Origin of the sequence: Oricola sp., from assembly GCF_022763245.1 — a bacterium.
Classification (GTDB): Bacteria; Pseudomonadota; Alphaproteobacteria; order Rhizobiales; family Rhizobiaceae; genus Oricola.
Window position 1 is genome coordinate 1 of sequence record NZ_JALEGV010000012.1, and the last position, 25,578, is coordinate 25,578.

The 25,578-nt window shown below is 65.0% G+C and carries 24 protein-coding genes and 1 pseudogene; 13 read left to right on the forward strand and 12 right to left on the reverse strand.

The features are described from left to right. A pseudogene (locus MRY80_RS04170) lies at positions 1–392 on the forward strand (hypothetical protein); the annotation flags it as partial. A gap of 212 nt (positions 393–604) precedes the next feature. After that, positions 605–736, forward strand: coding sequence for a hypothetical protein (locus MRY80_RS04175; protein ID WP_293288371.1), 132 nt, complete (start codon positions 605–607; stop codon positions 734–736). Between the two features lie 243 nt (positions 737–979). Here MRY80_RS04175 and MRY80_RS04180 read toward each other — a convergent pair whose 3' ends face one another. The 3 genes from MRY80_RS04180 to MRY80_RS04190 all read right to left on the reverse strand — a co-directional run bounded on the left by MRY80_RS04180 (position 980) and on the right by MRY80_RS04190 (position 3,801). After that, a complete protein-coding gene (locus tag MRY80_RS04180) occupies positions 980–2,011 on the reverse strand; it encodes a TAXI family TRAP transporter solute-binding subunit (protein WP_293288373.1) in 1,032 nt (343 codons plus the stop codon). A gap of 17 nt (positions 2,012–2,028) precedes the next feature. Next, the gene (locus tag MRY80_RS04185) at positions 2,029–2,985 is read right to left on the reverse strand and encodes a hypothetical protein (RefSeq protein WP_293288375.1); all 957 of its coding nucleotides are present in this window, start codon (positions 2,983–2,985) and stop codon (positions 2,029–2,031) included. An 84-nt stretch (positions 2,986–3,069) separates the two neighbouring features. Then, positions 3,070–3,801, reverse strand: coding sequence for a glutamine amidotransferase (locus MRY80_RS04190; protein ID WP_293288377.1), 732 nt, complete (start codon positions 3,799–3,801; stop codon positions 3,070–3,072). Between the two features lie 221 nt (positions 3,802–4,022). Here MRY80_RS04190 and MRY80_RS04195 point away from each other — a divergent pair, with 221 nt between their 5' ends. The 4 genes from MRY80_RS04195 to ppk2 all read left to right on the forward strand — a co-directional run bounded on the left by MRY80_RS04195 (position 4,023) and on the right by ppk2 (position 8,919). Continuing rightward, on the forward strand, positions 4,023–4,463 hold the full coding sequence (locus MRY80_RS04195) for a TIGR01244 family sulfur transferase (RefSeq protein WP_293288379.1): 441 nt from the start codon (positions 4,023–4,025) through the stop codon (positions 4,461–4,463). A gap of 165 nt (positions 4,464–4,628) precedes the next feature. Continuing rightward, positions 4,629–6,224, forward strand: coding sequence for an isocitrate lyase (locus tag MRY80_RS04200; RefSeq protein WP_293288381.1), 1,596 nt, complete (start codon positions 4,629–4,631; stop codon positions 6,222–6,224). 177 nt (positions 6,225–6,401) lie between these two features. Continuing rightward, positions 6,402–7,925, forward strand: a complete 1,524-nt coding sequence (locus MRY80_RS04205) for a hypothetical protein (RefSeq protein ID WP_293288383.1) — start codon at positions 6,402–6,404, stop codon at positions 7,923–7,925. Between the two features lie 73 nt (positions 7,926–7,998). After that, complete coding sequence (ppk2, locus tag MRY80_RS04210; RefSeq protein ID WP_293288385.1) at positions 7,999–8,919, forward strand: polyphosphate kinase 2; 921 nt, start codon at positions 7,999–8,001, stop codon at positions 8,917–8,919. A gap of 3 nt (positions 8,920–8,922) precedes the next feature. On the opposite strand, the gene MRY80_RS04215 is transcribed toward ppk2, so the two are convergent. Further along, positions 8,923–9,837, reverse strand: a complete 915-nt coding sequence (locus MRY80_RS04215) for a diacylglycerol kinase family protein (protein ID WP_293288387.1) — start codon at positions 9,835–9,837, stop codon at positions 8,923–8,925. A 222-nt stretch (positions 9,838–10,059) separates the two neighbouring features. Here MRY80_RS04215 and MRY80_RS04220 point away from each other — a divergent pair, with 222 nt between their 5' ends. Next, the gene (locus MRY80_RS04220) at positions 10,060–10,800 is read left to right on the forward strand and encodes a LuxR C-terminal-related transcriptional regulator (RefSeq protein WP_293288389.1); all 741 of its coding nucleotides are present in this window, start codon (positions 10,060–10,062) and stop codon (positions 10,798–10,800) included. A gap of 49 nt (positions 10,801–10,849) precedes the next feature. Then, the gene (locus tag MRY80_RS04225) at positions 10,850–11,548 is read left to right on the forward strand and encodes an acyl-homoserine-lactone synthase (protein WP_293288391.1); all 699 of its coding nucleotides are present in this window, start codon (positions 10,850–10,852) and stop codon (positions 11,546–11,548) included. On the opposite strand, the gene MRY80_RS04230 is transcribed toward MRY80_RS04225, so the two are convergent. Further along, positions 11,433–12,290, reverse strand: coding sequence for a DUF2189 domain-containing protein (locus tag MRY80_RS04230; RefSeq protein ID WP_346433378.1), 858 nt, complete (start codon positions 12,288–12,290; stop codon positions 11,433–11,435). The genes MRY80_RS04225 and MRY80_RS04230 overlap by 116 nt on opposite strands. Positions 12,291–12,372: 82 nt before the next feature. On the opposite strand from MRY80_RS04230, the gene MRY80_RS04235 reads away from it, so the two are divergent. The 4 genes from MRY80_RS04235 (at position 12,373) to MRY80_RS04250 (ending at position 16,052) form a co-directional block, all read left to right on the forward strand. Beyond that, complete coding sequence (locus MRY80_RS04235) at positions 12,373–12,558, forward strand: hypothetical protein (RefSeq protein ID WP_293288393.1); 186 nt, start codon at positions 12,373–12,375, stop codon at positions 12,556–12,558. Between the two features lie 83 nt (positions 12,559–12,641). Further along, entirely contained in the window at positions 12,642–13,220 is a 579-nt protein-coding gene (locus MRY80_RS04240) for an SCO family protein (RefSeq protein WP_293288395.1), read from the forward strand. Positions 13,221–13,318: 98 nt separating this feature from the next. Continuing rightward, complete coding sequence (locus MRY80_RS04245) at positions 13,319–15,166, forward strand: sodium:proton antiporter (RefSeq protein WP_293288397.1); 1,848 nt, start codon at positions 13,319–13,321, stop codon at positions 15,164–15,166. Between the two features lies 1 nt (position 15,167). Beyond that, positions 15,168–16,052 carry a 50S ribosomal protein L11 methyltransferase gene (locus MRY80_RS04250; RefSeq protein ID WP_293288399.1) on the forward strand — a complete coding sequence of 295 codons (885 nt, stop codon included), beginning with the start codon at positions 15,168–15,170 and terminating at the stop codon, positions 16,050–16,052. Positions 16,053–16,110: 58 nt separating this feature from the next. Here MRY80_RS04250 and MRY80_RS04255 read toward each other — a convergent pair whose 3' ends face one another. Then, on the reverse strand, positions 16,111–16,296 hold the full coding sequence (locus MRY80_RS04255; RefSeq protein ID WP_293288401.1) for a hypothetical protein: 186 nt from the start codon (positions 16,294–16,296) through the stop codon (positions 16,111–16,113). Between the two features lie 221 nt (positions 16,297–16,517). On the opposite strand from MRY80_RS04255, the gene MRY80_RS04260 reads away from it, so the two are divergent. Further along, positions 16,518–18,353: an aminopeptidase P family protein gene (locus tag MRY80_RS04260; protein ID WP_293288403.1), complete on the forward strand. Its 1,836-nt coding sequence runs from the start codon at positions 16,518–16,520 to the stop codon at positions 18,351–18,353. Here MRY80_RS04260 and MRY80_RS04265 read toward each other — a convergent pair. From MRY80_RS04265 to lpxC, 6 genes are all read right to left on the reverse strand, one after another. Then, positions 18,343–18,645, reverse strand: coding sequence for an AzlD domain-containing protein (locus MRY80_RS04265; protein WP_293288405.1), 303 nt, complete (start codon positions 18,643–18,645; stop codon positions 18,343–18,345). The two genes, MRY80_RS04260 and MRY80_RS04265, sit on opposite strands and share 11 nt — an antisense overlap. Before the next feature lie 4 nt (positions 18,646–18,649). Further along, positions 18,650–19,351, reverse strand: a complete 702-nt coding sequence (locus MRY80_RS04270; protein WP_293288407.1) for an AzlC family ABC transporter permease — start codon at positions 19,349–19,351, stop codon at positions 18,650–18,652. A gap of 81 nt (positions 19,352–19,432) precedes the next feature. Then, the gene (ligA, locus tag MRY80_RS04275; protein WP_293288409.1) at positions 19,433–21,553 is read right to left on the reverse strand and encodes an NAD-dependent DNA ligase LigA; all 2,121 of its coding nucleotides are present in this window, start codon (positions 21,551–21,553) and stop codon (positions 19,433–19,435) included. Between the two features lie 85 nt (positions 21,554–21,638). Further along, on the reverse strand, positions 21,639–23,309 hold the full coding sequence (gene recN, locus MRY80_RS04280) for a DNA repair protein RecN (protein WP_293288411.1): 1,671 nt from the start codon (positions 23,307–23,309) through the stop codon (positions 21,639–21,641). Positions 23,310–23,338: 29 nt separating this feature from the next. Then, complete coding sequence (locus MRY80_RS04285; protein WP_293288413.1) at positions 23,339–24,208, reverse strand: outer membrane protein assembly factor BamD; 870 nt, start codon at positions 24,206–24,208, stop codon at positions 23,339–23,341. A 184-nt stretch (positions 24,209–24,392) separates the two neighbouring features. After that, positions 24,393–25,346 (reverse strand): UDP-3-O-acyl-N-acetylglucosamine deacetylase, encoded by a 954-nt coding sequence (lpxC, locus tag MRY80_RS04290; RefSeq protein WP_293288415.1) that lies wholly within the window; start codon positions 25,344–25,346, stop codon positions 24,393–24,395. Positions 25,347–25,578 lie beyond the last annotated feature (232 nt).

Consider the following 25,578-nt stretch of genomic DNA (forward strand, 5'->3'; position numbering starts at 1 on the left):
CCGAAGTCCCGCCGGCCGCGACACCGCGCGTGCCCGCCTTCCGCCTGACCGATCCGCCGCGCCGCTTCGACCCGAAGGGCTGGGACGGCTGGCGCCCCTTTCCCGACACCGGTTTCACGCAGGCAGACCCGGACGAGGAGGTCAGCGCCGGAGCGCTCTGCCGCCGCATCGAGGCGCTGAAGCGCGCGCTCGACGATCTCGACGGCCATGCACGGCGCTTCGCCCGCCGGCAGGCGCGGCGCGCGCAGATGGCCCGGGCCGCACGCCGCTCGCCGCTGCGCGCCGGTCTCCCGCCCGGCCACGACAAGCGCGCCGCGCGCGCCGTCGACCACGTGCTCGCCGAATGCCACGGCCTCGCGCTTCAGGCGCTCAGGCCGCCGGACACCTCGTGAGAGCAAGAGGGCGAAACGGGAGTTTCGAACCGGCTTGCGACGGCAGGCGCGGTCGCGATCGCGCGCGCGCTTGCCTCCGTCCCGGCAGGGCCGTCAGCCCCGCGCCCCGTCCCGAAACAATCGAAACACACGCGCCTGCCCCCCGAAACACGGGTGAAACGGGCCGCCGGCATAGTCGCCCCATCGAAACTGATCCATGAGGAGACAAGACCATGCAGACCAAGACCTTCCCCGCCGCGCGCGCCATCGTCATCGACCCGATCCACCCGGTCGGCCCGGAACGCGCCCGCGTCTTTTCCCACCCGAACGCCGCCCCGGTCTGGGAGCGCGCCTTCAAGCGATAAGCCTGCCCCTCCGAACCTCCCTCCCGTCAAAAGGCCGCCCGCTCCCCCGCGGGTGGCTTTTTCGCTGGTGGGCCGGCGGGTCGGCCGATCGAGAAGTGTCTGGCAAATGGAGGCGCGGCGCCAATCCCACGCGCTACCTTCTCCCCCCGTGGGAGAAGGTGGCACGAAGTGCCGGATGAGGGGGCTGGAACTCGGTCTTGAAACGAGGGGGCCGTCGGCAAACATCGAGCGGCCCTTGATCGCCTATTCCTGCAGCCGCCGCTTCAGGAGGTCGAGATATTCGTCGTTGCCGCTCGTGTCGGCCGGTTCTGGCTGCGACACGCAATGCGGCGTGTAGTCCAGCGCCATGCCGGCCTTGACGCACGTGCCCACCTGCCAGCCCGGCGGCAGGGCGGTCAGGTCCACGGTCTTCCATTTCGGATGGCCGGTCTCCTTCAGCGTGCCGAGCCCCGACAGGATCAGGCTGGAGAAATCCGAGACCGTGTCGCAGCTCTCGCGGTGATAGGCGTTGCGGTCGGGATCGTAGTCATAGGTCATCAGCACGGCCTTGACCGCGACGAGGTCGACCGCGTCCGCCTGGAACCCGTAGGTGCCAGCGGGAATCGTCGCCTTGGTATAGGTCGCCAGCAGCGGCGCCTCGGTGATCGGCAGGAGATGGAACCGCTCGGCGTCGATCTCGGCATTCGCGAACAGCGAGGCCGGCGCGCCGGCGACGTAGAAGAAGGCGTCGATCTCGCCGGCGAGAAGCTTCGGCAGCGCCTGGTCGGGGTTCAGCGGCAGCCGCTCGGCCGCCTTGACCTGCAGGATGTCGAGCACCAGCGAGGCGGTCAGGAACGTGCCGCTGTCCTTCACGCCGATCGCGACCTTCTTGCCGGCGAGATCCTTCACCCCGGCAATGTCGGCGCTGGCCAGCACATGCACCTCTTCATTGTAGAGCGGGAACATGATGCGCACGCCGCGCACCGCGTCCTGCACCTCGGCGTCGCCTGCCTCGAAGGTCTTCAGATATTCCAGCACGTCGCTCTGCACGATGCCGAACTGCGTGTTGCGCCGCTTGCGCACGCCGATGAAATTCTCGAGCGAGCCGGCGCTTTCCACCACGTTAAGCGTCAGCCCGCATTGCGCGCCCAGCCCGGCGATGTCGCGGCCGATCTGGATATAGGTGCCGGTCGGGCCGCCGGTCATGATGTTGCGCTCGAATTCCGCCGCGCCGGCCGAACCGGCTGCCAGAAGCGCCAGCGCAGCGGCGGCGAAGCGAAGGATGAAGGCTTTCACGGGTCGGTCTCCTCTCGTCAGCAGCCGCTGTTCAGGTCGCGGATCAGGTTGCGCAGCGCCAGGATCGGCACGTCGGCAAAGACGGCTTCCAGCGCGGTCGTCACGCACTCGCCGGCGACGAGCGCGTCCTTCAGCCTTTGCCTGTCGGCTTGCGACAAGGTGGCGAGGCCGGGGGCGTTGCGCAAGGCCGCCTCGACCTCGGCCGGATCGCGCGCCGCCTGCGCTGTGGCGTCGGCGGGTTCGGTCGTCTCGCCTGCCGCCGGTTCGGTCCGCTCGGGCTGCGTCGCCGTCTCGGCGGGCCGCGCCTGCGCCTCGGCCAGCGCCTGCCGCGCGGCGGCAAGCTCGCTTTCCAGCGTCGAAATCCGCGCCTCGGCATCCGCCTTGGCGCCGTCGAGCGCCGCGACCTGCGCTTCCAGCTCGCCTGCCCGGCCGTTCGCCGCTTCCAGTTCCTGCGCCAGCCGGTCCCGCTCGTCGGTCAGTTCCGGAATGACCCCGTCGCGCAGCCGCGCCAGTTCGTCGGCCAGTTCGCCCTGCCCGGCGCTCGCGCTGTCGCGCAGTGCTGCGAGTTCGTCCTGCAAGGCCGCGACCGCGTCGGCCTGCGCTTCGGCGTCAGTGACGGCGGCTTGCCGCTCGTCGCTGACGGTGGCGAGCTGTTCGGTGAGCGCGTCCAGGTCGCGGGCCTGGCGGTCGATCGTCTCGCGAAGCCCGGTCTCGTCGGCGTCCTGCTGCGCCGTCGCGGCGGCCTGCGCCTGCGACAGTTCGGCCTCGGCCGCCTTCAATTCGTTTTCCAGCCGGGCAGTCTCGCCCGTCAGCCGCTCGATCGTCGCGCTGTCGTTCGGGCCGAACAGCCGCGACAGCAGATATCCGCCGGCAAGGCCGATATCCATCGCGATGAAAACGGCAAGAGCGAGTATCACGCGCCGGCCGGGCCCGCCCGATTGACCGCCGCTGTCCCTGCCCCATTGATTGGCCACGATCGCTCTTCCCCGTTTGTCCGCCTGCAGCCCCGGCGTAACCCGAATTCCCGGCCCTCGCAAGCAAACGGGCCGCCTCGCGGGCTAGCCGTAGCGCGTGACGAAGTTTCGCAGGATCCTCGCCCCCGCCTCCGGGTTGCCGCGCCGCGCCGCCTCGGTCAGGTGCTCGGCGTCGGCGGGATCGAAATAGCCCTTGTCGCGATAGATGCGGATGCGCAGCGCGAACACCTCGCCATCGGCTTCGGGGTGGAACTGCGTCGCATAGACATTGTCCCGGTAGCGGATCATCTGGAACGGACAGGCGTCGCCCGCGACCAGCTGCACGCAGCCCTCCGGCAGCGCCTGGACCGCTTCCTTGTGGCCGACGAAAGCGTCGAACGGCCCCTCGATCCCGGTCAGCAGCGGATCGGCCCGCCCCTCCTCGGTCGCTTCCGCCCGAACCACGGACACAGGCTCGCCAAAGCGCTCCTTGGAAACCGCGCCGCCCAGGTGATGCGCCAGAATGCCGATGCCGTAGCAGCAGCCGAGAAACGGAATGTCGCGCTCGGTGATCGCCGGCATCAGGCTCATCACCTCGTCCTCGATGTGCTTTTCCATCGGGCTCTTGTCTTCCGGCGCGTCGGAGACGCAGCCCGGCCCGCCGCCGACGATCACGCCGGCATAGTCACCCGGATCGAGCGGCGGCAGTTCCTCGCGCTCCAGCCGGATGCGGCGAACGCGGTCCTCGGTCAGCCCGCCCTTTTGCAGGATGGCGTGAAACTCGTCGTCGGAGGCTTCCGCCTCGGGGCGCAATTGCAGGATCAGAAAGGGCTTCATGGCAGTCGTCCGGACAGGAAACGCCGCTTAATGGGCCAATCGCCGGAACCCGTCAAATGCGCGGCCGCGAAACGACGTTCCACGCATCGGCGATCTCGCGAAAAGCTTTTTCCCGCCGCGCCCGAAAAAAGGGCCTGCCGACTTATCCACCGGCGCTTCCAGCGCCCATATTATGCTGAGCCCGGCTTTCGCCGGGCGTGTCGGTTTTGGAAAGGCGGCCCATGGCCCGGATAGCCCAGCTCGAAAAGAACGTCTTCGTGGCCTCGCAGCTCACCGAGGACGATTTCGCGGAAATCGCCGCGCGCGGCATCCGCTCGGTCGTCAACAACCGGCCGGACGGCGAAGCCGACGACCAGTTGCCGAGCGCAGAGGCCGAAGCCATCGCCCGCCGCCACGGCCTCGACTATCGCTTCCTGCCCGTCGCCAGCCATGACGTGACCGACGACGAACCGGTCGACGCCCAGACCGAGGCGCTGCGCGCCCTGCCCGGGCCGGTCCTGTTCTACTGCCGCTCCGGCAACCGCTCCACCATCCTGTGGACCCAGGCGGCCGCCGCGCGGCTGGGCGCGGACACCGTTCTCGACCGTGCCGCCGGCGCCGGCTTCGATCTCGAGGAACTGCGCGAATTCGTCGAGGACCGCGCCGAGGCCATGGCCGCCTGAAAAGCCTGAACCTGTCAATCTTTTACAAATTTACTGGCCGCGACATCGCATCGCAACATTTAGACACGAATTGAAAGCCAGATTTCCGGGATTTCCGTGACATTCCCCTCTCTTCGCTGCATTGCGGCGTGACAGATTTTTACAAATCGACGAGAGGAAGCCCACATGTCATACACGCAGGATATTCAGGAAGCCCGCGATCTGATCACCGGCCGCGGCAACAGCTGGAACGCCATCGACGCCGAGGCGGTCGCCCGCATGCGCGTCCAGAACAAGTTCAAGACCGGCCTCGACATCGCCCGCTACACGGCCAAGATCATGCGCCGCGACATGGCGGCCTATGACGCCGATCCGGCCAACTACACCCAGTCGCTCGGCTGCTGGCACGGCTTCATCGGCCAGCAGAAGATGATCTCCATCAAGAAGCATTTCGGCACGACCAAGGGCCGCTACCTCTATCTCTCCGGCTGGATGGTCGCCGCGCTGCGCTCCGAATTCGGCCCGCTGCCGGACCAGTCCATGCACGAGAAGACCTCGGTTCCGGCGCTGATCGGCGAGCTCTACACCTTCCTGCGCCAGGCCGATTCGCGTGAACTGAACATCCTGTTCCGCGACCTCGACGCCGCCCGCGACGCCGGCGACGTGAACAAGGCCGCCGAGATCCAGCACAGGATCGACAATCACGAGACCCACATCGTCCCGATCATCGCGGACATCGATGCCGGCTTCGGCAATGCCGAGGCGACCTACCTGCTCGCCAAGAAGATGATCGAGGCCGGCGCCTGCGCGCTGCAGATCGAAAACCAGGTCTCAGACGAAAAGCAGTGCGGCCACCAGGACGGCAAGGTCACGGTCCCGCACGAGGAATTCCTCGCCAAGGTCCGCGCCTGCCGCTACGCCTTCCTGGAACTCGGCGTCGATGACGGCGTCATCGTCACCCGGACGGATTCGCTCGGCGCGGGCCTGACCAAGCAGATCGCCTTTTCGCGTGAGCCGGGCGACCTCGGCGACCAGTACAACGCCTTCCTCGATTGCGAGGAAATCACCGCCGACGATCTCGCCCCGTCGGACGTCGTCATCAAGCGCGACGGCAAGCTGATGCGCCCGAAGCGCCTGCCCTCCAACCTGTTCCAGTTCCGCTCGGGAACCGGCGAGGACCGCTGCGTCCTCGATAGCATCACCTCGCTGCAGAACGGCGCGGACCTGATCTGGATCGAGACCGAGAAGCCGCATATCGGCCAGATCGGCGGCATGATGAACCGCATCCGCGAGGTCGTCCCGAACGCCAAGCTGGTCTACAACAACTCGCCGTCCTTCAACTGGACGCTGAACTTCCGCCAGCAGGTCTATGATGCCTGGGAGGCCGAGGGTCGCGACGTTTCCGCCTATGATCGCGGCACGCTGATGAGCGCGGCATATGACGGGTCGGAACTGGCGGCCGAGGCCGACGAGCGCATCCGCACCTTCCAGGCGGACGCGGCCCGCGAGGCCGGCATCTTCCACCACCTGATCACGCTGCCGACCTATCACACGGCGGCGCTGTCCACGGACAATCTGGCGAAGGAGTATTTCGGCGACCAGGGCATGCTCGGCTACGTCAAGAACGTCCAGCGCCAGGAAATCCGCCAGGGCATCGCCTGCGTCAAGCACCAGAACATGGCCGGCTCCGACATCGGCGACGACCACAAGGAATGGTTCGCCGGCGAAGCGGCCCTCAAGGCCGGCGGCAAGGACAACACGATGAACCAGTTCGCCGCCTGACGGCGAGACTGGCCCCATGCGCCGCCTGACCCGGCGTTGCGGAGGAGGAGAAGGAGGCGGGTTCCGGCCCGCCTCTTTCCATTTCGGTCCGAACACGCGATAGATGGTAAGACTGCGTTCCTGACAGGTGATCGTCTCCCGATGCGAGTATTTCCGTGTGTTGCCGCCTGTCTTTTCATGACCGTACATGCACAGGCGATCGATCTCGACGCGCTGGAATATACAAGCGACCAGGTCGCCGAGGACGTTGCCTTCGTTTACGAGAGGATCGCCGATCATCATCCGAACGCCTACGAATATGTCCTTGACACCGACTTCCAGGCTTACGCCGAAGACCGCTACTACGACGCGGAAGAGACGCTGAGCTTCTACCAGGCCTTCTACATCGTCCAGCAGGTCGCTTCCTTCGTCTGCGACGGCAACACCTGGCTCGACATCCCGACAGCACACATCCTCGATACCCGAAAGAAGACGGTCGCCGCGCCGTTCTTCAGCGTCGGGCCGGACGCAATGACCTATCTTGGAAGGGGGTCCCTGGCCTCGCGCGAAGTCTACGATTTCGAGGGCAGCAGGCCCGCCGAGCTCCACCATTGGCTCTACAGCGCCAGCGTCGCCGACGGCTGCGTCAACGACATGACCTACGATCTCTCCGCCGCCAGGCCGGACCTGGTCAAGATCGTCGGCGCCTTGATGGGCTTTCCCGAACGCTTTCACTACACGACCGGCACGACCTGGCATCCGCCCGGCGTGGACATCGAGGGTTGGTCGTGCTGCGAGCTACTTGCAGACGAGTTTGCCGTTTCGCTGGCGGCTGTTCCGCCCGACCAGATGAATCGGGTCATGCAGGCGCTGGCGTCGGGGTTCATCTCGCCCGACCCGCTGCTCTTCTCCACCGGACGGATCGCGGATGCGCTGCGCGGGTCCTATCGCGCCGAGAACGCCGCCCTTGAAGCCGAATATCTCATGATATCGACCTTCGGCGGCTCGCAACTGGACACCGGCATGCTGCGGGAGAGGGTCGGCCACATCCGGGAAAACGATCGCGCCCATCTGATCGTCGATCTCACCGGCAATGTCGGCCGCGACTGGACCGGTCTGGAGAGCGTCCTCGACGCCTTCGAACTGTCGCTGAGCTGGTACGCGCCGGCCTGGTACGAGCGTCTGAAGAAGGAGCGTACCGGCTTCCATCCGAAAGACCCCGACGCCGCGACCGAAGAAGCGCAGTCATGCGACACGTTCGATATCCGGCAGGGCTATTGCGACATCTACCTGACGCAGGATCGCGAATACGATCGGTCCTGGGCGCATCGCTACAGGACCATGCAGGTCCTGATCGACCAGCGCACCGGCGGCGCCGCCCTTGCCATGGCGCGCGTCCTGCAAATCGAATTCGACGCGACGATCATCGGCAGCACCTTGGACAATGCGGTGCGTTCGCAATGCCTGGGGCCCGAGGGCTACTTCGAACTGCCCAACCTTCCCGTGCGCCTGATGATGCCGTTCCGCTGCCTCCAGTGGTACGAAGCCTTCCACACGCCCCTGACGCCCGACATTCCCATTGCGAGCGGCATCGACGAGAATGGCCGCGTCAATCCGGTCCGGGTGCGGGCCCTGCTGCGCGCGGTCGACGAGATCAGGCGCAGCAATGCGACCGCCCCGGCGCCGGAGGAATTCGACTATCCGTGGATGCCACGCGGCTGAACGCCAAAACCGTCACAAAAACGTCAAGAGTCGCACCGTAACAAGCCGTCCGACACGCAGGGAGAATTGAGCCATGGCAGACGAGCCCAATCTGATGGACGGTAACGACTGGCTGGAGGCCGAACTCGCCGACACGCTGGACGAGGATTACGAGCTCGAGCTGGAAGACGCGGCGCTGTCGCTGGAGATCAAGAAGATCTACCAGCGCGCCCATGGCGCGACGATCCCCCGGCAGGATTACTTTCGCGGGCTCCTGAACCTGCAGGCCGAACTGATCAAGCTGCAGGATTGGGTCATCCACACCGGTCAGCGGGTGGTCGTCCTCTTCGAGGGGCGCGATTCGGCCGGCAAGGGCGGCGTCATCAAGCGCATCACGCAGCGGCTCAACCCGCGCGTCGTCCGCGTCGTCGCGCTGCCCGCCCCTTCCGACCGCGAGAAGACCCAGTGGTATTTCCAGCGCTACGTGCCGCATCTGCCGGCCGCCGGCGAGATCGTTCTCTTCGACCGCTCCTGGTACAACCGCGCCGGCGTCGAGCGCGTCATGGGCTTCGCCTCCAAGGACCAGGTCCAGCAGTTCTTCAATGACGTCCCGGAATTCGAGCGCATGCTGGTGCGCGACGGCGTGCATCTGGTGAAATACTGGTTCTCGATCACCGACGAGGAACAGCAATTGCGCTTCCTCATGCGCATTCACGATCCGCTCAAGCAGTGGAAACTGTCGCCGATGGACCTGCAGTCGCGGGTGCGCTGGGAGCAATACACCAAGGCCAAGGAGGAGATGTTCGCCCGCACTAACATCCCCGAGGCGCCCTGGTACATTGTCGAGGGCAACGACAAGAAGCGCGCGCGCCTGAACTGCATCGACCACCTGCTGACGCTGTTCCCCTATGAGGACGTCCCGAGCGAGGATGTCGCCCTGCCCGACCGCGTCTTCAATCCGGACTACGAGCGCGCCGTGCTGCCGCGGGAACTCTACGTTCCGAGCAAATACTGACGGTCACTGACCGCGCCGGGCATGGTCCTCGTCCGGCGCGATCACCGTCAGCGCGCCCGGCGCCGTGCGAATTTCGACGGGTCCGTGCATGTGCACCAATTCGCCGTCCATCGCGGCCCGGATCGTCCCGCGCCGCGTCAGCCGCAGGCGAGTCGTCGTGAAGCGCTCCATCTGCGGCATGCCCGCCCAGTCGCCGGTCGAAAGCCGTGCCGCGATCGCGGCCAGTTCCGCCGGCCGCACCGTATGCGCCAGGTAGACGCCGAGCACGCCCCCGTCCACGCGGTCGGCATAGGGCAAGTGCCCTTCGCCGAAGGGATTGTTGGAGATCGCAAGGCCGGCCGTCACGAGCCGGCGCTCATTTCCATGCCCGTCGTCGAACCACACCCTGACCCGCGGCGGCCGCATCAGCACGCGCCACAGGGAAGCGACGCTGCCCATCAGCTTGCCGATGCGCGAACCGAAACTCTGCCGGTCCCGCAACGCGATCATCTTCGGACGCAGCCCGAGCGAGAATTCGTGGATGAACGGCCGGTCATTGGCAAACGCGATGTCGGCCTTTGCCGGCTTTCCGCTCGCGACCGCGTCGACGGCCGCTTCCAGGTCGAGCGGAATGCCCAGCGAACGGGCGAACAGGTTCATGTTGCCGCCGGGCAGGATCGCGAGCGCCTTCTTCGCGTCATGTGCGATACCGGCCGCCAGCGAGATCGTGCCGTCGCCGCCCCCGGCCAGGATCGCGTCCGCTTCCGCGGAACGCGCGGCTTCGCCGAGCGCCTCCGGCAGGTCCTTGCCCTCGTGCAAGGTGACGGAAATCGTGTGACCTTCCTCGCCAAAGCGCGTCTCGATCTGCTCGACGAGCGCATCGAGGTCGGCCGTCTTCAGGCTGGAAGCATCACGATTGAGGACAGCGATATATCTCAAGATACCCTCTTGTCTCACACCCGGATCATCGGCACTGGCGATTGAACCATCGCGCGCCAGGCCTGTCACTTCTCGGTGCAGCGACGCCGGCCCGGCCACTCGGCAGTTGTGATATGCAAACAGATTGGCCTACAATTAGTTGCATAGATTCTTCATCATGGGGACCGCATGCGCTGCATGCGAAGATGATCGAATTTCGGCCAAAGGGGGGCCTACCGCCAAATGTATCGCGTACTGGTTGCGCCTGACTTTGTCATCGCGCCCTCCAATCCGGATTTTCCGCCGGCCATTCTCGAAGCGATGAAGATCGCGCGCGATCAGACGCAGAGCAACTACATCTCCTTCTGGGCGCGGCTGGAGGGCAACGGCCTTGCCTCCAACATCATCGTGACCACCTACCCGGCGCATTGGCTGGAGCGCTATACGGAACGCAACTACGCCCATATCGATCCGGTCATCGTCAAAGGCCTGGATTCGGTGGGTGCCGTCATCTTCGATCATCGCCATCCCGAACATGCCGGCCTGACGGAAATGGCCGAAGGCGCCATCGAGTTCGACATCGGCCTCTACACGGTCGGCATCCCCATCCACATCTCCCCGGGCATTCACTCGGTCACGACGTTTGCAACCGATGTCGATGTGACCGGGGCGACGGACGAAGCGGCCGGCCTGATGGCCAAGTTCCGCGAGCATGCCCATATCATCGCCCTGACGGTCACCGAGCGTTTCCTGAAGAACGATCCGCCCAAGGTCGCGCTCAGCGACCGGGAGATCGAGGTGCTCTACTGGGGCGCGCAGGGCAAGACCGACAAGGAGATCGGCGAGACGATGAAACTCTCGCGCTGGACGATCGTCGCCCACATGCAAAGCGCCAAGAGCAAGTTGCACGTGGCCAACAAGCCCGCCGCCATCGCCCGCGCCATAGAGTTGAATCTATTCAGTCGATACGAGCATAAGTTGTAATCCTCCTCCAGTTGAGATATGACAGCCTTCGATGTAACCGGAGGTTGCAATGATCATCCATGTCGAGACGCATGACCGTCCACGATACACGCGCGAGGTCTCGGCCTATTTTCGGTTGCGCAAGACGGTATTCCACGACCAGCTCGGCTGGGACGTTCCCGTGCATGGCGACGAGGAGCGCGACCCGCTGGACGAGATGCCCTGCACCTATGCGCTGTCGGTAGATGCGGCCGGCGCGGTCAATGCCGGCATCAGACTGATCCCGACGACGCAGACCACCCTGCTCGATCTCGCCTTCGACGGCCTCGTGCCGGAAGGCCTCCATTTCAGTTCGCCGACGATCTGGGAACTGTCCCGCTTCTGCGTCGATCGCCGGAATGCCGGGGGCCGGTTGCCGGTGGGGCTCGGTCTCGCGACGCTGGAACTGTCACTCGCCAATTTCGAATATGCTCGGCGCAACGGCATCACGCATTACATCACCGTGACGGAGCAGCGCATCTTCGAGCTCACCCGCGTCTTCGACCTCGGCTGCGAACTGCTGGGCCATCAGACGATCGACGGCTGTCCGGTGGTCTGCTGTCTCATCCAGATCGACGAGCATGTCCGGCGACTGACGGAACGCTACCGCCCGCTCATGCAGGCGCGACAGCCTTCTTGTAGAGATGCCACGTCGCATGCCCCAGCACCGGCAGCGTCACAACCAGACCGAGAAATACCGGTACCGACGAGACGATCACCGCAAGCGTGACGAACAAGCCCCATCCCAGCATCGGGATCGGGCTGGTGGAGACCGACTTCACGCTGGTGATCATCGCCGTGACGAAATCGGCCTCGCGGTCGAGAAGCAGCGGGATGGAGATGACGGTGATCGAGAACAGCACCATCGCAAGCACCGCGCCCACCACATGGCCGACCCCGAGGAAGATCCAGCCCTGGGTCGTGGTGAAGATGACGTCCAGAAACCGGTCGAGCGTCGAGAAGGAGGATCGCGCCAGGATGATCGCCACGAGCAGGCGTACCTGGTACATCCACACCCAGAAGACGAACAGCATCACGAAGGCCATCCACGCCAGTTCGCGTTGCCGCTGCAGCCAGATCACGCCCAGCACCTCGCCCCAGTTCAGGGGCTGGCCGGCCTGCAGCCTGCGGCTGACTTCGTAGAGCCCCACCGCGACGAACGGGCCGATCAGCGGGAAGCCGATCGCCACCGGGTAGATCATCCACGGAATGTCCCAGACGGTCAGCGACAGGGCGATGACGATGCCGCCCAGCGCATAGACCCCGCCGAAAAACAGCCCGAACAGCGGCGCCGACGCGAAGTCGGACAGGCCCTTGCGCAGCACCTCAGCGAGGTCGCGCAATTCTATTCTGTTGACCTTCGGCATGCCCGGCGCCCGCCGGACCGCGCCTGCCACTTCGTTGTCGTCCGCCATGATGTCTCCTCCCGCTCCCACCTGCGACAGATTGATGCGGGCGGCAATTGCGCTCATTGACGCATGTCAAACGCACAAGCTCCATGCGCGGCAAACTGTTGCGCTTGGAAGCCGAACCGGCATCGGATAACCTGAAAACATGAGCGAGAAGGCGATCAACGACCAGACTTCGATGTCTTCGGCGGCCCTGCCGGAGGGCCGCGTGCTGCTCGTGGGCGCCCTGATGACCGCGCTGATCGGGCTCATCGGTTTCGCCGGCTGGGTGCTGCATGGCGACACGCTTTTCTGGTCGCTTCTCCAGGCGGGTCTCGCCTGGTGCGGGTAGCCCTGCCCGCCGCGCCGAAATGACGGGATGAAATCTCGCCCCTGCGCGCCTAAATGGAAGCCGAAACATTCAAGAGGTTTGAAATGCGCACGATCATCGCCGCCCTCATTGTCGTGTTGGGCGCGACAGGCGCCTGGCTTGGCTACGAGATCTACCGCCAGTCCGCCACGGACGCAGGCGAGGCCTATGGCGTCGCCTTCAACCTGGTCGACCAGGATGGCGATCCGATCAGCGAACAGGCGTTCCGCGGCAACCCCACGGTCCTGTTCTTCGGCTTCACCCACTGCCCGGAAATCTGCCCGACGACGCTCTACGAGTTGAGCAGCTGGTTTGGCGAACTCGGCGACGACGGCGCAGACATCAAGGCCTATTTCGTGTCCATCGATCCGGAACGCGACACGCCCGACATTCTCGGCGACTACATCTCCAACGTGACCGATCGCGTCCGCGGCATCACCGGCGATCCGGATGCGGTGCGCGACATGGCACGCGGCTTCAACATCTATTTCAAGCGCGTCGATCTCGACGACGGCGACTACACGATGGACCACACCGCCTCGATCCTGCTGCTCGACAGCGAGGGACGGTTCCGCAAGACCATCGCCTGGGGCGAGAACACCGACACCGCGCTGCAGAAGCTGCGCGATCTGGCCAAGACCTGAACGATCGGCCCCAAGCTTGGGACGGACCCCGTGCGCGCCTTGCCGAACGCGGCGCGAAGCCGATATGACCGTGTGAACGGCAATCGAGGCGCGCGGTCATGGAACACATAGCGGTCAAGCTGGCCTTCGTCGCCGCAGCCGGCATTGCCGCCCAATGGCTGGCGTGGCGTCTTCGGCTTCCAGCGATCGTGCTGCTTCTGGCGGCCGGCTTTCTCGCCGGCCCGGTCACCGGATTCATCGTGCCGGCGCGCGATTTCGGCGACGTCTACCAGCCGGCGATCGGCCTTGCCGTCGCGATCATCCTCTTCGAGGGCGGGCTGACACTCAATTTCCGCGAGATCCGCGAGACGTCCAAGGCCGTGCGCCGCATCGTCATTCTGGGTGGCCCGCTGACCTGGATCGGCGCGGCGCTCGCCGGCCGCTATGTCGGCGGCCTGGAATGGCCGGTCGCGATCATCCTCGGCGCTCTGCTCGTCGTCACCGGGCCGACGGTGATCATGCCGCTGCTGCGCTCGGCGAAACTCACCGCACGGCCGGCCTCGCTGCTGCGCTGGGAAGCGATCGTCAACGATCCCATCGGCGCCCTCTTCGCCGTGATTTCACTGGAGATCTTTCTCGCCCTGCATGGCGGACACGGTGCCGACAACCTCTTCCTCGAGATCGTCGCCGCCTTCGCCTTCGCGGTCGTCGCCGGCGTCGGGGTCGGCCAGTTTTTCGTCTGGGCGTTCGTGCGTGGGCATGTGCCCGAATATCTCAAGGCCCCCGTCCTGTTCGCCTCGGTGCTCGCGCTCTTCTCCCTGTCGAACCTGATCCTCGAGGAATCCGGCCTTCTGACGGTGACGGTCATGGGCATCCGCATGGCCAACTCACGCCTCGCCTCGCTCACCGAATTGCGCCGCTTCAAGGAAACGATCACCGTGTTGCTCGTCTCGGGCCTGTTCGTGATCCTCACCGCGGCACTGGAATGGCGCGTGATCGAAGCGCTCGACTGGCGCGCCGTCGCCTTCGTCGTCGCCCTGCTCTTCGTCGTCCGGCCCGCGGCCATCTTCGTATCCACCGTCGGGGCGGGCCTCACCTGGCAGGAGCGGCTGCTTACCGCCTGGATCGCGCCGCGCGGCATCGTCGCCGTCGCCGTGGCCAGCCTGTTCGGCGCGCTTCTGACCGCCTCGCAGGTGCCGGACGGCGAACGCATGGTCGCCTTCACATTCGCCGTGGTGACGGCGACGATCTTCCTGCACGGCTTTTCGCTCGCCCCGCTCGCGCGCATTCTCGGCCTGCGCATGTCGGGCAAGCCGGGCGTCCTGATCGTCGGCGGTTCGCGCTGGGCGACCGCGCTCGCCGAAAAGCTGAAGGCGATGGAGGTTCCCGTCACCATCGCCGACGCCAACTGGAACCATCTCACCGACGCCCGCCAGGCCGGCCTGGACACCCATTTCGGCGAACCGCTCTCAGAACACGCCCATCACAATCTCAATGTCGGCCGCTTCGACGCGTTGATCGCGGCAACCGACAATGACGCCTACAACGCGCTGATCTGTACCGATTTCGGCCCGGAACTTGGCCGCAACAATGTCTACGAGATCGGCGATTCGCGTGAACGTTCGGACCGCCGCGCCATGCATTTCACCATTGGCGGCCGGCAATTGTTCAAGCCCGGCCTGCATTTTCGCGAGCTGCGCCGCCGCCACGACATGGGCTGGAGCTTCCAGTCCACCCGGCTGACCGACGAATTCACCTTCGAGGACTATCTGGAAAGCCGGCCGGAGGACACACGGGTCATACTGTGGCGCAAGCCGGACGGCGCGCTGATCTTCCACTGCAACTGCAACGGTTCGAAGCCGCATCCAGACGACGAGATTTTGAGCTTCGCTCCGCCGCGGCCTGCTGATAAGGCTGGCGACCGCGACCCGAAACCGGCCAAGACCGCCGACAACAAGACCGACTGACATGCCGCAAACCCGCCTTCACCTCTCCGCCCAAAAGAATGAAGCGGACCGTATCTTCGCGCTCCTGGAACAGGAGTTCGAGGAAGACGGCCTCGCCCTCGCCAACATGGAAATCGACGAGGCGGCACTGCTCTACGAGGTCTCGGTCTACGTGGACGGGGAGGACGAAGACATCGCCGCCGTCGAGGACAGGATCGCGTCGTGCCTCGGCTCGGACGGCTTCGGCCTGGACATCGGCCGCGAAGTGCTGCCGGAAATCGATTGGGTGGCCAAATCGCTGGAGGGGCTGAAACCGGTGCGCGCCGGGCGCTTCCTGGTCCATGGAAGCCATGACCGCGACGCCGTGCGCGCCAACGACATCGCCCTCGAGATCGAGGCCGGCCAGGCCTTCGGCACGGGCCACCACGGCACCACGGCCGGCTGCCTGATCGTCCTGGAGCAGCTCATCGCCGCGCGGCAGCCCGCCAACGCGCTCGATCTCGGCACCGGCAGCGGCGTGCTGGCGATCGCGCTTGCAAAACGCGCCCACTGCCCGGTGCTCGCCACCGATATCGATCCGGTGGCGACCCGCGTGGCGAAGGCCAATGCCCGCCTCAACGGCGAAACCGGTGTCATCCGTTTCGAGACGGCGACCGGGTTCAGCCATCGCGCCTTCGTCGAGGAAGGCCCCTTCGACCTGATCGTCGCCAACATCCTGGCACGACCGCTGATGCGCATGGCGCCGAAGATCGCGGACAATCTGGCTCCGGGCGGACGCGTCGTTCTTTCGGGCATCCTGGCGACTCAACGCTGGAAGGTGCTCGCGGCCTTCCGGCAGGCCGGTCTCTTCCATCGGCGCACCCTGTGGCGCGACGAATGGGTCACCCTGCACCTCGAGGGCCACTGAAACGACAAAGGGCGGCCCCGAAGGACCGCCCCCAATCTCAATGGCGCAGCGCGCGAACCTAGAACGGATAGAAAGCCGTCGGCTTGCGGCGAAGCTGCTTGCGGTCGTAGCCATAGGACTTCAGCGTGTCGTCGTCGAGCATCAAAAGTGCACCGTTGACATAGGACGAAGCCTGGCGTGCGCGAGCGTTGACCATTGCGTCAAAGGCATTGTGAAGCATGCCCTTTTTCGATTTGACGGTCATATCTGGTCTCCTGAATCTTACCCGGTGATACCGATGCACCAAATATGCGGATGGTCATGCGGATTGACTACGACCAATGTCGCAGGGCAGCCATGCGTCTTTCGCATATGCGAAATGGATTGCTGCACTGCAATAGGCATCGATTCTCGGCCGGCGCGGATTGATCCCTCACCGGCCGGCGCTTAACGTCCGGCGCGGAACAGGGCAGCAAAGGCGCATTGATGTTTCAGAAATTCTCCGAAAAGAGCGACCCGTCTTCAGGCAGGGCGCGGGTGACCGCATTGCGCGCGCGCATGCCGGCCGACGGTCTCGACGCGTTCCTGGTGCCCCACGCCGACGAACATCAAAACGAGTATCTGCCGGAACGCGCCGAACGGCTCGCCTGGCTGACCGGCTTCACCGGATCGGCCGGAAGCGCGATCATCCTGATGGACGCTGCCCATGTGTTCACCGATGGCCGCTATACGCTGCAGTTGCGTGCCCAGACCGATCCGGAGGTCTTCACGCCCGAAGACATGATCGCGACGCCGCCCCATGACTGGCTGGCCGAGCATCTGCGGCCCGGCATGCGCATCGGCTTCGATCCGTGGCTCCACACGGTCGACGGGGCAGACAGGCTTTCAGAGGTCTGTGAGGCCGCAAAAGCCGAACTCGTCGCCGTGGATCGCAATCTCGTGGACGCCATCCGCAACGACCTGCCGGCGCCGCCGCTGGAAACGGTGACGATCCACCCGCTCGACTATGCAGGCGAAACCGCCCGCGACAAGACGGGAAGGATCACCGATGCGGTGAAGGAAAAACAGGCCGACGCGCTTGTGATGACCGATCCCGCATCCATCTGCTGGCTGTTCAACATCCGCGGCGGCGACGTCTCCCACACCCCGTTGGCGCTTGCCTTTGCGGTTCTGCCCGTCGAGGGGGAGCCGACGCTCTTCATCGACAAGCGCAAGCTTCCCGTGCGCACGGAAGCCTATCTGACCCAGCTTGCCACGCTCCGCCCGCCATCCGAGTTCGAGGACGGGCTGAAGGCGTTGGGCGAAGCCGGGCTGAAGGTAATGATCGACCCCGGCCTCACCGCTCGCGCCATCGCCGATACGCTGCGGCAGTCCGGTGCGGCTCTGGTCGAGGCGCCGGATCCCGTACGCCTGCCACGCGCCTGCAAGAACACGGCCGAACAGGCCGGCGCCCGCAACGCCCAGCGTCGTGACGGCGCCGCGCTGGCAGCCTTTCTCGCATGGCTCGACGCGCAAGGACCGGAAACGCTCGACGAGATCGCGGTCGTCACGGCCCTCGAGGATTTCCGCGCAAAGACTGGCGAGCGGCTCGGCATGGACCTGGCCGACATCTCTTTCGACACGATCTGCGGTTCCGGTCCGAACGGCGCCGTCATCCATTATCGCGTCACCGAGAAGACCAACCGCAAGCTCCACTCCGGAGAACTGCTGCTGGTCGATTCAGGCGGCCAGTATCACGACGGAACCACCGACATCACCCGCGTCATTCCGTTGGGCGAGCCCTCGTCGGAGCATCGGCGTCATTTCACGCTCGTCCTGAAGGGCATGATCGCGATCTCCATGGCCCGATTTCCGAAAGGCACGCGCGGCGTCGATATCGACGCATTCGCCCGCAGCGCGCTCTGGCAGGCAGGCCTCGACTATGCCCATGGCACCGGCCATGGCGTCGGCTCGTTCCTCGGCGTGCATGAAGGCCCGCAGACGATTTCGCGACGCGGCATGCAGACCCTCCTGCCCGGCATGATCGTCTCCAATGAGCCCGGCTACTACAAGGCCGGCTCGCACGGCATTCGCATCGAGAACCTCGTCATGGTGCGTCCGGCCGAAACGCCGGAAGGCGGCGAGATCGCGATGCACGACTTCGAAACGCTGACGCTCTGCCCGATCGACCGCCGCCTCATCGAGGTACCGCTGCTGAGCGACGCTGAACTCGACTGGCTGAACGCCTATCACGCGCGGGTGCGCGAAGAAGTCGGCCCCCTGGTCGATGACGCCGATGTCTCGGCCTGGCTGGAAGGAATGACCGCGCCGCTCAGCCGATGAGCGCGCGGAATGCCAGAATGGCCGCCCATCCGAGCGCGAACACGGCCATGGCGGGCAGGTAGAAGGTCGCAACGACCGCAACGATGATCGTGGCGATTTCGGCCGGGCCGCTGAACACGGCAGCGGGTGCGACCAGCGTGGTCAGAACCGCCGCCGGCACGGCGTCGAGCGCCGCCTGCACTCGCGGATGAATGCGCTTGAAGCGCGACAGCACCACATGCCCGCCGATGCGGGTCAGATAGGTTGCGAGCGCTGCCGCGAGAACGATCCAGGCCGTGGTCGAAAGTTCCATCGGACTATCCTTCCTCGGCAGGCGCTGCCGGGGCGCCGATCACCGCCGCGACGACGATGCCTGCCAGCGCCCCGAGGGAGACATGCCAGGGCGAGCCAACCAGCGCGTAGGCGGCGATGGACGCGGCAGCGCTGGCGATGACGACCGGCAACCAGTTCGCCCGCTTGCGGAAGCCCATGACGAGGCCGAGGAAATAGATCGGCAACAGGAAATCGACCCCATAGGCGGCCGGATTTTCGACCAGCCGACCGAAGACCGCGCCAAGCCACCCTTCGACGACCCACATGATGTAGAACGCGACGCCGCCGGTGATGAACCAGACGAAGGTGATCGGCCTGCCCGTCTCCGCGCGCTTCTCCGTCTCCGCGTAATGCGGATCGATGAGAACGAAGAAGCCGAGATAGCGCTGCAGCGTCGACCAGCCACGCATGTGCCGGCTCATCGCCGCCGAATAGAGAACGTGGCGGAAATTCACAGCGAAGATCGAAAGGACGATCAGCCAGGGCGCGACGCGGTCGCCGAACAGGTCGATGCCCACCATCTGGCTGGCGCCCGCGAACACCGTCGCACTCATCAAAACGGCCTCGCCGACCGTGAAGCCATTGTCGACCGCGAGCGCGCCGAACAGCAATCCGAACGGCGTCGCCGCCAGCATCCCGGGCGTGGCCGCTCGGATACCCTCGATGATGTCCCGTCTCGCATTCATGGTGATCGCTCCGCGCGCGGTATAGGTCAACGATGCTGACGCGTCACGGGGAGAATTGTCACGGGGACAAACCGCGCCCGGCTACAGCGCCTCCACGCGGCGGAACCACTCGTCCTCGTCGATCACCTCGATCCCGAATTCCTGCGCCTTGGCGAGCTTGGAGCCCGCCCCCGGCCCGGCGACGACAAGATCGGTCTTCTTCGACACCGAACCCGACGCCTTTGCGCCGAAGCGTTCCGCCATTGCCTTGGCCTCGTCGCGCGACATGCGCTCCAGCGAGCCGGTGAAGACGATCGTCTTTCCCGAGAGCGCGGTGTCGGTCGCAGGCCTCTCCGCCTCCTCGACGGTGAGCTGCCCGACCAGCGCCTCGACCATCGCCCGATTGTGCGGTTCGTTGAAATAGCGTGCGAGCGAGTCGATCACCGCGTCGCCGATGTCTTCCAGCGCGTCCATCTCCTCTCGCGCCGCCTCGTCGCCCTCCGCGATCTTCAGCGCCACCGTTTCGAAGGCCGCCCAGGTGCCGTAGGATCGCGCCAGCGTACGCGCCGTCGATTCGCCGACATGACGAATGCCGAGCGCATAGATCAGCCGCTCCAGCGGGATCGTCCGCCGCTCCTCGATGGCGTCGAAAAGCTTCTGCGCCGAGACCTCGCCATAGCCGTCGCGGTTCTTCAGCTTGGCAAGCGCGCCCTTGTCCCGCTCCGCCAGCGTGAAGATGTCCGCCGGCGTCCTGATCTCCAGCCCGCCCTCGTCGTCGAAGAAATACTCGATCTGCTTGTCGCCAAGCCCCTCAATGTCGAAAGCGCGCCGAGAGACGAAGTGCTTCAGATGCTCCTTGCGCTGGAACGGGCAGGCGAATTCGCCCGAGCAGCGCCGCACCACGCTCTCCTCGCCGCTGGCGTTCAATTCGCGCATGATCGGCGTCTTCAGGTCGCACGGGCAGACGGTCGGAAACTCGAAGGCCTGCGCGTCGGCCGGCCGCTTCTCCTCGACGAACCCAAGCACCTGCGGAATGACGTCGCCGGCACGCTGCACGATCACCGTGTCGCCGATCATCACCCCCAGCCGCTCGATCTCCTCGGCATTGTGCAGCGTCGCATTTTCGACAACGACACCACCGACAGTCACCGCCTCCAACCGAGCCACCGGCGTAATCGCGCCGGTACGGCCGACCTGGATGTCGATGGCCTCCAGTGTCGTCATCGCCTTCTCGGCGGGGAACTTGTGTGCGATCGCCCAGCGCGGCGACCGCGACACGAATCCGAGCCGCTCCTGCAGCTTCAGGTCATCGACCTTGTAGACGACGCCGTCGATGTCATAGGCGAGTTCGCCACGCTGCATCTCGATGTCGTGGTAATGTTCAAGCAGTTTCTCAATTCTGTCATGAACTGCCATCAACGGATTGATTTCAAAACCGAAATCCGCAAACGCCCGAACCATGCCCATCTGCGTGTCCGCCGGCATTTCTGACACTTCGCCCCAGGCATAGGCGAAGAACTTCAGCGGACGCGCCGCCGTGATCGAGGCATCGAGCTGCCGCAGCGAACCGGCTGCCGTGTTGCGCGGATTGACATAGGTCTGCTTGCCGGCCGCTTCCTGCCGGGCGTTCAGTTCGGCGAAATCCTGCTTGGTCATGTAGACCTCGCCGCGCACCTCCATAACCGCAGGCGGCTGGCCGTTCAGCCTGTGCGGAATGTCCGCGATCGTCTTCGCATTGGCGGTCACGTTCTCGCCAGTCGCGCCGTCGCCGCGCGTCGCGGCATGCACCAGTTCGCCATCCTCGTAACGCAGCGACAGTGACAGTCCGTCGATCTTCGGTTCGGCGGTCAGCCGCAGCGGCGTCTCTTCGCCAAGCTTCAGGAAGCGCCGGATCCGCGCCGCGAAATCGCGGACGTCGTCGTCGGAAAATGCGTTGTCGAGCGACAGCATCGGCACCCGATGACGGATCTTCTCGAACTTCTCCGACACCGCCGCGCCGACCGTCTCGCTCGGCGAATCGGCGCGCTTGAGATATGGAAAGCGGGCTTCGATGGCAAGGTTGCGCCGCTTCAGCGCGTCATAGTCGGCATCCGAGATGACCGGCGCGTCCTCGCGATGATAGCGCAGATCATGACCGGCTATCTCTTCGGCAAGCCGCGCGAGCTCGGCCACAGCCTGTGCTTCGGTGAGGTCTACAACGGGAATGAGGGTCTGGCTGGCCATGGCACGATCCGGATATTCGTCAGCGGCGAAAATAGCGACAAACGCGCCGGCAACAACCCGGATATTGCGTCCTGCTGACGGACCGTCAGCCCGCCTCGAGCAATCGCGCCGCTGCCGCCCGCGCTTCGTCGGTGATCGTCGCGCCAGCCAGCATGCGCGCGATCTCCTCGCGCCGCTCGTCCACGCCCATGCTGGCGATAGAGGTGGCAAGCTGTTCGCCCCCGGACGCCTGCTTGGCGATCAGGAAATGGGTGTCGGCGCGCGCAGCGACCTGTGGCGCATGGGTGACGGAGAGAACCTGGACCGTCCCGGCAAGCCGCGCCAGGCGTGCACCGATCGCGTCGGCGACCGCCCCGCCGACCCCCGTGTCGATCTCGTCGAAAACAAGCGTGGGCGCCGAGCCCCGGTCGGCCAGCGCCACTTTCAGCGCCAGCAGGAAACGCGAGAGCTCGCCACCGGACGCGACCTTCATCATCGGGCCGGCCCGCGTTCCGGGATTGGTACGTACCCAGAACTCGATCCGATCGACGCCGTCTTCCGAACGCTGCTCGGCGTCGCTCTCCATCTCGACGATGAATTCCGCGCGTTCGAGCTTCAGGTCCGGAAGTTCCGCCATCACCGCGGCGACCAGATCGCCGCGTGTGGTCTGGCGTGCGTTCGACAGGCCCGCGGCGGCCCGATCATAGAGATCGCGCGCCTCGCTGGCCGCCTTCTCCAGTACGGCGAGCCGGCTTTCCCCCGCATCCAGATCGGCCAGCTGGTCGGCGAAACTGACGGCGAGCGCAGGGAGCTCGTCGACCGCGACATTGTATTTGCGCGACGCCGCGCGCAGCGCGAACAAGCGCTCCTCGATGGCCTCCAGCTCCCGCGCGTCGAATTCGCTCGTATTGACCGCAATTTCGATGCGCGACTGCGCGTCGGCCAGATGGTCGAGCGCCGCGCCCAACGCCGCGTTCACCTCTTCCAGCAGGCCCGGCGCATCCGCTGCCTTGCGCTCCAGCCGGCGCAACAGGCTGGCGATATGCGGCACTGGCGACGCCTGCCCCGAAAGCACGTCATGCGCCTCGTTGAGATCGCCCGCAATCTTCTCGGCGCGCATCATCTGTGCACGCTTTTCAGCCAGGCTCTCTTCCTCGCCGCCTTCCGGCGCCATCGCGGAAAGTTCTTCATGAGCGGCGCGCAGATAGTCCGCCTCGCGCGCCGTTTCCTCGACGCGCGCGCGATGATCGGCGAACGCCCTTTCGGCCGCCCGCCACGCGCGATGCAGCGTCCCGACATGCGCGACTTCGTTCTTCAGCCCGCCAAAGGCGTCGAGCAATTCGCGATGAGTGGAGGCATCGACCAGGGCGCGGTCGTCATGCTGTCCGTGGATTTCCACGAGGGCGTGACCGATCGTGCGCAACAGGCCCGCGCTCGCCGGCTGGTCGTTCACAAATCCGCGTGTGCGTCCGTCTTGGGCCTGCATGCGCCGCAGAATGACCGGCTCGCCCGGATCCGCGTCGATGCCGGCCTCCTCCAGCGCCTGACGCACCGGATGGGCAGGCGCCAGATCGAACATGGCTATCACCTGGCCGTGCTTGGCGCCATGGCGCACGAGAGAGGCGTCACCCCGCGCGCCGAGCGCAAGCGACAGCGCGTCGAGCAGGATGGACTTGCCCGCCCCCGTCTCGCCGGTCAGTACCGACAGTCCCTTGGAAAAATCGATGTCCAGCGTCTCGATCAGAACGATATCGCGAATCGAGAGCTGCGACAGCATGATCGGTCAAAATCCCGTGGCCGGAAGCCTTAGCTTCCGAAGATGCCCCGGCCTGCGCGCGAAATCCAGGAACCCTTGTTTTCACGCGGCTGCACTCCGCCGGATTGCAGCAACGCATAGGAATCCGAGTACCACTGGCTGTCGGGGAAGTTGTGGCCGAGCACCGCTGCCGCTGTCTGGGCCTCCGAGACGAGCCCCATGGCCATGTAAGTCTCGACGAGGCGGGCCAAGGCTTCTTCAACATGACGGGTGTTGGCGTAGTCCTGCACGACCGTGCGGAAACGGTTGAGCGCGCCAGGATACTCGCGACGCTCCAGATAGTAGCGCCCGATCTGCATTTCCTTGCCGGCCAACTGGTCGCGTGCCGCGCGCATCTTGGTCCTGGCGTCTTCGACATAGATCGAATCGGGATAGCGCTCGATCAGTTCGTTGAAGTTCTGCAGGGCCAGCTTCGTGTCGCGCTGGTCGCGGGTCACTTCCGGTATCTGGGCGTAGTAGGACAGGCCGATGATGTACTGCGCATAAGCCGCGTCTTCATCGGTCGGATAGAGATTGACGAAGCGCCGCGCGGCCTGGATCGCGTCATCGAAATTGCCGAGCTTGTAGGAGGTGAAGGCCCCCATCACATTGGCCTTGCGGGCGTATTCCGAATAGGGATGCTGACGGTCGACGGCCTCGAATTTCTTCGCTGCCTCGCGCAGGCGTCCCTGCTCCATGTTCGCCAGCGCCTGATTGTAGAGAACGTCGGCGGGCTCGATCGTGTCCACATAGGCTTGAAGGTCGACGCCCTTGTCCTTGCCGGCGCAGGCGCCGAGCAGTCCGGCGCACACCGCCACACTGGCGAGTTGGAGGACCATCCGGCCGGTTCGCGCAGCAGTTCCAACAATCAACATCGCCATTCTTTCAGTTCCCGTCCTGACCGCGCACGGCTCGTTAGCCGGACGCGACGCCGTCCCTTACCGAGTCACGCGGTAACCAGCAACGCCGTGCGACCGGAATGTCGCGATTTTGTGGCGCGACGTCAATCATCCGCTGCCGCGTTCGCCGCAGCGATCCCTTAGCGGTCGAAAACGAAGGTCGTCCTCAGAGGATCCAGGGCGCGTGCATCGGGCCCTGCGCAGCCGCGACCGCGACGAAATCACCCGAAAACACGCGCTCGCGCCGTTCCGGTGTCTCGACAATGTCATAGGCGCTGCGATCGATGAGCAATGCCTTCAACGCCGTTGCATTGAGGCGGTGCCCGCCGCGATAAGAAGCGTAGCAGCCGATGAACTGCGCGCCAGCAAGCGCCAGATCGCCAACGGCGTCCAACGTCTTGTGACGAACGAATTCGTCGCTGTGGCGCAGTCCTTCCGGATTGATCACCGTGTGCTCGTCGCTGATGACCACCGAATTGTCGAGCGACGAACCCAGCGCGTGACCAGAGGCCCACAGGCGCTCCACATCCTTCATGAAGCCGAAGGTGCGGGCATTGGCCAGTTCCGTGCGGAACACGTCGCCGTCGATGTCGGCCTTGAATTCCTGCCGTCCGATCAGCGGGCTGTCAAAATCGATGACGACCTCGAACCGCGTACCCGGATGCGGACGAAACTCAGCCCAGGAACCGCCGATCTCCACGCGCACGGTCTTCTTGACCCGCACATAACGCCGCTTCACGGCGTGGCGAGAAATCCCGGCCGCGTCGATCGCCTCGATGAAAACCTGGCTCGAGCCGTCCATCACCGGCACTTCGTTGCCGTCGATCTCGACGATCACATTGTCGAGACCCGTTGCCCAGAAGGCAGCCATGATGTGTTCGATCGTCGCAACATGCGCACCTGCGGGATCACCCAGCATGGTGCAGAGGTCGGTCGCGCCGACCTGGGCGGCAACCGCGGAGAACTCCGCGACAGAGCCGTCTTCATAAATTCGCCTGAATTTCACCCCAGTGTCGGGCGGTGCGGGGAGAAGCGTGATCGAGACCTGTTCACCGCTGTGAACGGCAATGCCGGACAGTGTCGCCTTTTCACAGAGCGTGGCTTGGTATCCCAACAACATTGGTCCCCATCGATATGCCCGCTTGCGCAACCCTGAAATCGTTTGCGGCGGACTTGCACACAACCTGGCCCGAATGAAATGATTCGACCCGGCTCACCCCTCTTCGCAGGACAATATCCGCGAGTCGCCACCGGGGCCAAATCACGCTTTTTTACCGACTGTTACCGAGGGGTCGGCCGGCCCTCCGGCTAAAAAGCTTTTATTTACAAATATTTAAAAAAACAGGAGGCCG

What these genes read in the sequence shown, in the direction of transcription:
- MRY80_RS04175 (WP_293288371.1), top strand. Translation starts at nt 605, where the DNA reads ATGCAGACCAAGACCTTCCCCGCCGCGCGCGCCATCGTCATCGACCCG.
- MRY80_RS04190 (WP_293288377.1), bottom strand. Translation starts at nt 3,801, where the DNA reads ATGAAGCCCTTTCTGATCCTGCAATTGCGCCCCGAGGCGGAAGCCTCC.
- MRY80_RS04195 (WP_293288379.1), top strand. Translation starts at nt 4,023, where the DNA reads ATGGCCCGGATAGCCCAGCTCGAAAAGAACGTCTTCGTGGCCTCGCAG.
- MRY80_RS04200 (WP_293288381.1), top strand. Translation starts at nt 4,629, where the DNA reads ATGTCATACACGCAGGATATTCAGGAAGCCCGCGATCTGATCACCGGC.
- MRY80_RS04205 (WP_293288383.1), top strand. Translation starts at nt 6,402, where the DNA reads ATGACCGTACATGCACAGGCGATCGATCTCGACGCGCTGGAATATACA.
- ppk2 (WP_293288385.1), top strand. Translation starts at nt 7,999, where the DNA reads ATGGCAGACGAGCCCAATCTGATGGACGGTAACGACTGGCTGGAGGCC.
- MRY80_RS04220 (WP_293288389.1), top strand. Translation starts at nt 10,060, where the DNA reads ATGTATCGCGTACTGGTTGCGCCTGACTTTGTCATCGCGCCCTCCAAT.
- MRY80_RS04225 (WP_293288391.1), top strand. Translation starts at nt 10,850, where the DNA reads ATGATCATCCATGTCGAGACGCATGACCGTCCACGATACACGCGCGAG.
- MRY80_RS04230 (WP_346433378.1), bottom strand. Translation starts at nt 12,290, where the DNA reads ATGAGCGCAATTGCCGCCCGCATCAATCTGTCGCAGGTGGGAGCGGGA.
- MRY80_RS04235 (WP_293288393.1), top strand. Translation starts at nt 12,373, where the DNA reads ATGAGCGAGAAGGCGATCAACGACCAGACTTCGATGTCTTCGGCGGCC.
- MRY80_RS04240 (WP_293288395.1), top strand. Translation starts at nt 12,642, where the DNA reads ATGCGCACGATCATCGCCGCCCTCATTGTCGTGTTGGGCGCGACAGGC.
- MRY80_RS04245 (WP_293288397.1), top strand. Translation starts at nt 13,319, where the DNA reads ATGGAACACATAGCGGTCAAGCTGGCCTTCGTCGCCGCAGCCGGCATT.
- MRY80_RS04250 (WP_293288399.1), top strand. Translation starts at nt 15,168, where the DNA reads ATGCCGCAAACCCGCCTTCACCTCTCCGCCCAAAAGAATGAAGCGGAC.
- MRY80_RS04255 (WP_293288401.1), bottom strand. Translation starts at nt 16,296, where the DNA reads ATGACCGTCAAATCGAAAAAGGGCATGCTTCACAATGCCTTTGACGCA.
- MRY80_RS04260 (WP_293288403.1), top strand. Translation starts at nt 16,518, where the DNA reads ATGTTTCAGAAATTCTCCGAAAAGAGCGACCCGTCTTCAGGCAGGGCG.
- MRY80_RS04265 (WP_293288405.1), bottom strand. Translation starts at nt 18,645, where the DNA reads ATGGAACTTTCGACCACGGCCTGGATCGTTCTCGCGGCAGCGCTCGCA.
- MRY80_RS04270 (WP_293288407.1), bottom strand. Translation starts at nt 19,351, where the DNA reads ATGAATGCGAGACGGGACATCATCGAGGGTATCCGAGCGGCCACGCCC.
- ligA (WP_293288409.1), bottom strand. Translation starts at nt 21,553, where the DNA reads ATGGCCAGCCAGACCCTCATTCCCGTTGTAGACCTCACCGAAGCACAG.
- recN (WP_293288411.1), bottom strand. Translation starts at nt 23,309, where the DNA reads ATGCTGTCGCAGCTCTCGATTCGCGATATCGTTCTGATCGAGACGCTG.
- MRY80_RS04285 (WP_293288413.1), bottom strand. Translation starts at nt 24,208, where the DNA reads ATGGCGATGTTGATTGTTGGAACTGCTGCGCGAACCGGCCGGATGGTC.
- lpxC (WP_293288415.1), bottom strand. Translation starts at nt 25,346, where the DNA reads ATGTTGTTGGGATACCAAGCCACGCTCTGTGAAAAGGCGACACTGTCC.